The organism is Sulfitobacter sp. 1A15299 (assembly GCF_043556915.1).
Classification (GTDB): Bacteria; Pseudomonadota; Alphaproteobacteria; order Rhodobacterales; family Rhodobacteraceae; genus Sulfitobacter.
The window spans coordinates 24,689-31,743 of record NZ_JBIFFJ010000024.1; the positions used below are offsets into that span (position 1 = coordinate 24,689).

The following is a 7,055-nucleotide window of genomic DNA, read 5'->3' on the forward strand; positions in this document are numbered from 1 at the left end:
AAGGCTGCACCGCGTTTTGAAACGCTATTTGCGGGCTTTGGGCCGCGTTGAGGTTGCGCGTAGCGATCCGCGCATAGTTGGATTGCTGGCTTCAAAGCGTTCGCAGGAGTGCGTTGGGGGTGATCAAGCGGCAGCGATTTCGCTCTAAGCCCGTTATCCTTTGAACGATACCATTCTCGGGCGATCTAGGCTATTTCCGCTTTATTGCATGTTTCCCGCCACTGGTTTATCGCGCCAGTCGCAGGCAGAGAGGGCAGCGTATGACCAGCACCGGATTCACCAAACACGCGCAGGACGGCAAGGCACGCAGTGGCGTGATCCAGACCCCGCGCGGCGAGATCCGCACGCCCGCCTTCATGCCAGTGGGCACGGCGGCGACGGTCAAGGCGATGATGCCCGAAAGCGTGGCCTCCACCGGCGCGGACATTCTGCTGGGCAATACCTACCATCTCATGCTGCGCCCAACGGCAGAGCGTGTGGCCGCCTTGGGCGGGCTGCATAGGTTCATGAACTGGAACAAGCCGATCCTGACCGACAGTGGCGGCTTTCAGGTGATGAGCCTTGCCGGGCTGCGCAAACTGACCGAACGCGGCGTGACCTTCAAAAGCCATATCGACGGCTCCAAACATGAGATCACGCCGGAACGCTCGATGGAGATTCAGGAGCTTTTGGGCTCCGACATCGTCATGTGTTTCGACGAATGCCCGGCGCTGCCCGCTGACCGGGACCGTATTGCCGAAAGCATGCGCCTGTCGATGCGTTGGGCCAAGCGCAGCCGCGATGCCTTTGGCGACCGCCCCGGGCACATGCTGTTCGGCATCCAGCAAGGCGGGTTGGAAGAGGACTTCCGCCAAGAAAGCGCCGAGGCGCTGCGCGAGATCGGCTTTGACGGCTATGCCGTCGGCGGTCTGGCCGTGGGGGAGGGGCAGCAGGCGATGTTCTCCACCTTGGATTTCTCGACCGACATGCTGCCCGAGGACAAGCCGCGTTACCTGATGGGCGTGGGCAAGCCCGACGATATCGTCGGTGCCGTGGCGCGGGGCATCGACATGATGGACTGTGTGCTGCCCTCCCGCTCTGGCCGCACGGGGCAGGTCTTTACCCGGATGGGCGTGCTCAATATCAAGAACGCGCGCCATCAGGACGATCCGCGCCCTCTGGACGAGAATTGCTGCTGCCCGGCCTGCCGCAATTATTCGCGCGCCTATCTGCATCACGTCTTCCGCAGCCAAGAGATCATCTCCTCCATGCTGCTGACATGGCACAACCTGCAGTATTACCAAGACATCATGGCCGGCATGCGCGCGGCCATCGCGGCGGGCCGGTTCACCCAATGGCAGGCCGATTTTCACGCGGGTCGCGAACAGGGCGACATCGACCCGCTCTGAGGGGCGGGCGCTGCCGCCTCACGCGAATTTGTGCGGTTGATCCTTGCTGCGGGGCGGCAGGGTCTTAGGTGCCTTGCACATTCTATTGCAAGGAAAGGCCCGAATATGACCGAGAAGCTTTTTACCCCTTTCACCGCCGGTGAGATCGCGGCCGAGAACCGTTTGGTGATGGCCCCGCTGACGCGCAACCGTGCGGACAATGAGACTGGCGAAGTCTCGGATATGCACGTCGACTATTACCGCCAGCGGGCCGGTGCAGGCATCATCATCACCGAAGCCACCCAGATCAGCCCCGAGGGCAAGGGGTACTTCCAGACCCCCGGCATTCATAGCGAGGGCCAAGTCGCCGCATGGCGCAAGGTGACCGACGCGGTGCATGCGGAAGGCGGGCGGATCGTCATTCAGCTGTGGCATGTGGGGCGGATCAGCCACACCTCGCTACAGCCCGATGGCGGCAAGCCCGTCGCGCCTTCTGCGATTGCCGCTGGCGTGAAAACCTTCACCGCCAACGGGTTTGAGGATACTTCCGAGCCGCGCGCGCTTGAATTGGATGAGATGCCGCGTCTGGTCGCCGACTATGCTCATGCCGCCGAGATGGCCAAGAAAGCAGGCTTTGACGGGGTCGAGGTTCACGGGGCCAATGGCTATCTGCTGGATCAATTCCTCAAAACCGGCAGCAACAAACGCGACGATGCCTATGGCGGCAGCGTGGAAAACCGCGCGCGGCTGCTGTTCGAGGTGTTGGATGCAGTGACGAAAGTCTGGGGCGGCGAACGTGTGGGGCTGCGCCTCTCGCCCTTCTCGCCCGCCAATGGGATCGAAGACGCCAATCCGCAAGAGACCTTTGAATATGTCGTGAAGGGGCTGAACCGCTACAACCTGTCCTATCTGCACCTTGTCGAAGGGGCCACGGGCGGGTCGCGCGAGTTGGACGAAGGCGAAAGCATCGCCGCGCTGCGGGCGCTCTTTGACGGGCCTTACATGGCCAACAACGGCTATGACCGCGAGATGGCGATCGAGGCCGTGGCCCATGACAAGGCCGATCTGATCGCCGTGGGCCGCCCCTTCATCGCCAACCCCGATCTGCCGCGCCGATGGCTGATGAATGGCCCGCTGAACGAGGGCGATACCGATACCTATTATGGCGGTGGGCGCGAAGGGTTCACCGATTACCCGACGCTGGAACAGGCCGAAGCCTGACCGATCAGGGGCGCCCGCGCGGCGCCCCTGTCCTACAACGCGCGCTATTGGGGCGAAATCACCCCAACACGCGCTTGCCTCCACCCCGCCGAAGCGCGATGATGGCGGCCGAACAGCCCGCAAGGGATTGAAACAGGCGGATGGGATGCACACATGTCCTGTCCAGAAGAGGGGATGTCAGAGGCCGCCTATGACAGGGGCCCGGATGTCTTGCTAAGATAAGGAATTGAGCATGTTAGAGCCACTGAACGCATCCTACCCGGTGCTTCCGCTGCGCGACATCGTCGTGTTTCCCCACATGATCGTGCCGCTTTTCGTTGGCCGCGAAAAATCCGTCCGCGCTCTTGAAGAGGTGATGGCGGACGATAAACAAATTCTGCTGTCGAGCCAGATCGATCCCGCCGAGGATGATCCCGACACCTCCGGCATCTACAAGGCCGGTGTGCTGGCCAATGTGCTGCAACTGCTGAAACTGCCCGATGGCACCGTGAAAGTGCTGGTCGAAGGCCAAGCACGGGTGCGCATCACCGAATATCTTGAGAATGACAATTTCTTCGAGGCCCGCGCCGAGTATCTGACCGAGATGCCGGGCGACGCGGCCACCACGCAGGCGCTGCTGCGCACCGTGGCGGACGAGTTCGAACGCTATGCCAAGGTCAAGAAGAACGTCCCCGAAGAAGCGCTCGCCGCCGTTGGCGAAAGCGCCGAGCCTGCGCGTCTGGCCGATCTCGTGGCCGGTCACCTCGGCATTGAGGTGGAGCAGAAGCAGGACCTCTTGGAAACGCTGAGCATCTCCGAGCGCCTCGAGAAGGTTTACGGGTTGATGCAGGGCGAAATGTCCGTGCTGCAGGTCGAGAAGAAGATCAAGACCCGCGTGAAATCCCAGATGGAGCGCACGCAGCGCGAATACTATCTGAACGAACAGATGAAGGCGATTCAGCAGGAGCTGGGCGATGGCGAGGACGGCAAGAACGAGGTTGCCGAGCTTGAAGCCAAGATCGCCGAGACCAAGCTGAGCAAGGAAGCCCGCGAAAAGGCCGAGGCCGAGCTGAAGAAGCTCAAGAACATGTCGCCCATGTCGGCCGAGGCGACCGTGGTGCGCAACTACCTCGACTGGATGCTGTCGATCCCGTGGGGCGTGAAATCCCGCGTGAAGAAAGACTTGGGTCGCGCGCAGAAGGTGTTGGATGACGATCACTATGGCCTTGAGAAGGTCAAGGAGCGCATCGTAGAGTATCTGGCGGTGCAGCAGCGCTCGACCAAGATGAAAGGCCCGATCATGTGCCTCGTCGGCCCTCCGGGCGTCGGCAAGACATCCTTGGGCAAATCGGTCGCCAAGGCCACGGGGCGCGAGTTCATTCGCATCTCGCTTGGCGGTGTGCGTGACGAATCCGAGATCCGCGGCCACCGCCGGACCTACATCGGCTCCATGCCCGGCAAGATCATCCAGGCGCTGAAGAAGGCCAAGACCACGAACCCGCTCATCCTGCTCGATGAAATCGACAAGATGGGTCAGGACTTCCGTGGCGACCCGGCCTCGGCCATGCTCGAAGTGCTCGACCCGGAGCAGAACGGCACCTTCGTGGACCACTATCTCGAAGTGGAATACGACCTGTCGAACGTCATGTTCCTGACCACGTCGAACAGCTACAACATGCCCGGGCCGCTTCTGGACCGGATGGAGATCATCCCGCTGTCGGGCTACACCGAAGACGAGAAGCGCGAGATTGCCAAGCAGCATCTGGTGCAGAAGCAGATCAAGAACCACGGTCTGAAGAAGAAGGAGTTCGAGATCGAGGACTCCGCTCTCACCGGGATGATCCGCTACTACACCCGCGAGGCCGGCGTGCGGAACCTTGAGCGTGAGATCGCCAAGGTTGCGCGCAAGTCGCTGACCAAGATCGTGAAGAAGGAGGCCGAGAGCGTCACCGTGACCGGCGACAACCTCGAAGACTTCCTTGGTGTGCGCAAGCATCGCTTCGGTCTGGCCGAGGAGAAGGACCAGATCGGCGTCGTGACCGGGCTGGCCTATACCTCCGTGGGCGGTGAGCTTCTGTCCATCGAGGCGCTGCGCCTGCCGGGCAAGGGCCGGATGAAGACCACCGGCAAGCTCGGCGACGTGATGAAGGAAAGCATCGACGCGGCGAGTTCCTACGTCCGGTCGATCTCTCCGCAGATCGGGATCAAGCCGCCGAAGTTCGACACGCTGGACATCCACGTGCACGTGCCTGATGGCGCCACCCCCAAGGACGGCCCCTCGGCCGGTCTGGCGATGGTGACCTCGATCGTATCGGTGCTGACCCAGATCCCGGTGCGGCGCGACATCGCCATGACAGGTGAGGTTTCCTTGCGCGGTAACGCCATGCCGATCGGCGGTCTGAAAGAGAAACTTCTGGCGGCGCTGCGGGGCGGTATCACCACGGTGCTGATCCCCAAGGAGAACGAGAAAGACCTGCCGGACATCCCCGACAACGTCAAAGAAGGTCTGACGATCATCCCGGTTGGCCATGTCTCGGAAGTTCTGGAACATGCGCTGGTGAGCAAGCCGAAAGCGATTGATTGGGATGAAGCCGCCCAAGAGGCCGCCGAAGCCGCCGCGATGAAGGCCCGCGCCGCAGGCGTGGACGCCACGACCACGCATTAAGGCGAACGGCCCGTCAGAAAGTCATCAACGCGCGCCTTCCGGGGCGCGCGTTTTTCGTATCCACCGTGGGGCAGGGCCCGCCGCACCCCGCGACAGTTTTTGCGCCGAACCCTCTTGCAAGCCGCGCCGCAATTGGCTACTTCGCCCCGCAAGGGTGATTAGCTCAGTGGTAGAGCGCTTCGTTCACATCGAAGATGTCAGGAGTTCAAATCTCTTATCACCCACCATTTTCCCCGTCCTTCGCGTTAGAATAGCTTGCCGCGCTAAGCCTGCGCCCATGTCCCATGGCTTGCCTTCTCCGCGTCGGAGTGATCCTTATCCCTCATTGGCCCGACCCACGGGCACCACGGGCGGAGAGAGCATGTCGGCACATCCCAAGATCTGGTTCCTGCGCCACGGGCAGACCGAGTGGAATCGCGCGTTTCGCCTCCAGGGGCATCTCGATTCACCGCTGACCGATCAGGGCATTGCTGAGGCCGAGCGGCAGGCACAGATCATGCCAGCGATCCTTGCGCAAAAGCCGGATATCCTCGTCTCTCCGCTTGGCCGCGCGCAGCAGACGGCGCGGATTGCGTTGAATGGGGCCGCTTTTCAAACGGATGCGCGATTGATGGAAATACATGCGGGCGAGTGGCAGGGGCTGACACGGGATGAGATATTCGCGGCGCACCCCGACCTTGCGGGCCGCGACCCGGCTCCGTTGGACATCTACGCCGCCGCGCCTGGCGGGGAGGGGGTAGAGGCCTTTCGGGCGCGGATCGGGGCGGTGCTCGACAGTTTGACCGCGCCCACGGTGCTGGTGGCCCACGGGCTCTGGGGGCAGGTGCTTCGGGCAGAGGTCTGCGGCGTCGCTCCGGGAGAGGCCGGTCGGCTCAGCAATAGGCAAGGCTGCGTCTATCTGTTGGAAAACGGGCGCGAGCGCATCTTGGAAGCCCCCGCATGACCCGTTACCCAACGCTCTATATCCTGCGCCATGGGGAGACGGAGTGGAACCTCGCCAATCGGCTGCAGGGGCATTTCGATTCCCCGCTGACCGAGCGGGGGCGTGAACAGGCCGCGGCGCAGAATGCGATTCTGAAGCGTTGCGATCTGACGGGGTTCGCGGCGCTCAGCAGCCCGCAGGGGCGGGCGGTGGTCACAGCCGAAATCGCGCTGGCGGAGACGGGGCTGAAGGCTGCGCCCGATCCTCGTTTGGCGGAGATTGGCATCGGCGCATGGGCCGGAAAGTCACGTGAGGCGTTGCTGCGCCAAACCCCCGCCGCGCGTGATTCCTACGATCTTTACCAACACGCCCCCGAGGGCGAGGGATTCGCGGCGCTGCACGCGCGCTGCGCGCGTTTTCTGGACAGTCTGACCGGCCCCCATGTGCTGGTCACCCATGGCATCACATCACGCATGTTGCGCCTTATTTTATTGGGCCGCACCCCCGCCGCGCTGCGCGACATGCAGGGCGGGCAGGGGGTGGTTTTCCGTCTTGAGAACGGCCAGCAAGAAAGGCTGACATTATAGGCTTGAAGCCCGCCCCCACCTTGGGCTATCAGGTCCAAGTCGGGTCGTTAGCTCAGTTGGTAGAGCGCTTCGTTTACACCGAAGATGTCGGGAGTTCGAGCCTCTCACGACCCACCATCCCTCCAACCTATTTATTTGGATCAACCGGCTGCCCCAGTGGTGAGCCCGACCGACGCCCGCCCGCTGCGCGGTCAGTCTGGGTCGGGAGTTCGAGCCTCTCGCGACCCACCATCATCCCCAACCTATTCATTTGGATCAACCGGTTGCCCCAGTGGTGAGCCCGCCCGACGCCCGCCCGCTGCGCGGTCAGTCTG

Annotated in this window: 5 protein-coding genes and 2 tRNA genes; all 7 read left to right on the forward strand. The window is 62.5% G+C overall.

Annotation, left to right across the window (positions count from 1 at the left end; all coding sequences use genetic code 11):
• Window positions 1-260 precede the first annotated feature (260 nt).
• The 7 genes from tgt to ACGYK7_RS15760 all read left to right on the forward strand — a co-directional run bounded on the left by tgt (window position 261) and on the right by ACGYK7_RS15760 (window position 6,858).
• Window positions 261-1,388: a tRNA guanosine(34) transglycosylase Tgt gene (gene tgt, locus ACGYK7_RS15730; RefSeq protein ID WP_394403449.1), complete on the forward strand. Its 1,128-nt coding sequence runs from the start codon at window positions 261-263 to the stop codon at window positions 1,386-1,388.
• 105 nt (window positions 1,389-1,493) lie between these two features.
• Window positions 1,494-2,588, forward strand: coding sequence for an alkene reductase (locus ACGYK7_RS15735; RefSeq protein WP_394403450.1), 1,095 nt, complete (start codon window positions 1,494-1,496; stop codon window positions 2,586-2,588).
• A gap of 232 nt (window positions 2,589-2,820) precedes the next feature.
• Window positions 2,821-5,232, forward strand: coding sequence for an endopeptidase La (gene lon / locus ACGYK7_RS15740; RefSeq protein WP_394403451.1), 2,412 nt, complete (start codon window positions 2,821-2,823; stop codon window positions 5,230-5,232).
• Between the two features lie 152 nt (window positions 5,233-5,384).
• Window positions 5,385-5,459: transfer RNA gene (locus ACGYK7_RS15745), tRNA-Val, on the forward strand.
• Window positions 5,460-5,593: 134 nt separating this feature from the next.
• Window positions 5,594-6,175, forward strand: a complete 582-nt coding sequence (locus ACGYK7_RS15750) for a histidine phosphatase family protein (protein ID WP_394403452.1) — start codon at window positions 5,594-5,596, stop codon at window positions 6,173-6,175.
• Window positions 6,172-6,741, forward strand: coding sequence for a histidine phosphatase family protein (locus ACGYK7_RS15755; protein WP_394403453.1), 570 nt, complete (start codon window positions 6,172-6,174; stop codon window positions 6,739-6,741). Before ACGYK7_RS15750 ends, ACGYK7_RS15755 begins: the two co-directional genes overlap by 4 nt.
• Before the next feature lie 41 nt (window positions 6,742-6,782).
• A tRNA-Val gene (locus ACGYK7_RS15760) sits at window positions 6,783-6,858 on the forward strand.
• Window positions 6,859-7,055 lie beyond the last annotated feature (197 nt).

Excerpts from the sequence above, each read along its gene's own strand:
- tgt (WP_394403449.1), top strand. The coding sequence starts at position 261 with ATGACCAGCACCGGATTCACCAAACACGCGCAGGACGGCAAGGCACGC.
- ACGYK7_RS15735 (WP_394403450.1), top strand. The coding sequence starts at position 1,494 with ATGACCGAGAAGCTTTTTACCCCTTTCACCGCCGGTGAGATCGCGGCC.
- lon (WP_394403451.1), top strand. The coding sequence starts at position 2,821 with ATGTTAGAGCCACTGAACGCATCCTACCCGGTGCTTCCGCTGCGCGAC.
- ACGYK7_RS15750 (WP_394403452.1), top strand. The coding sequence starts at position 5,594 with ATGTCGGCACATCCCAAGATCTGGTTCCTGCGCCACGGGCAGACCGAG.
- ACGYK7_RS15755 (WP_394403453.1), top strand. The coding sequence starts at position 6,172 with ATGACCCGTTACCCAACGCTCTATATCCTGCGCCATGGGGAGACGGAG.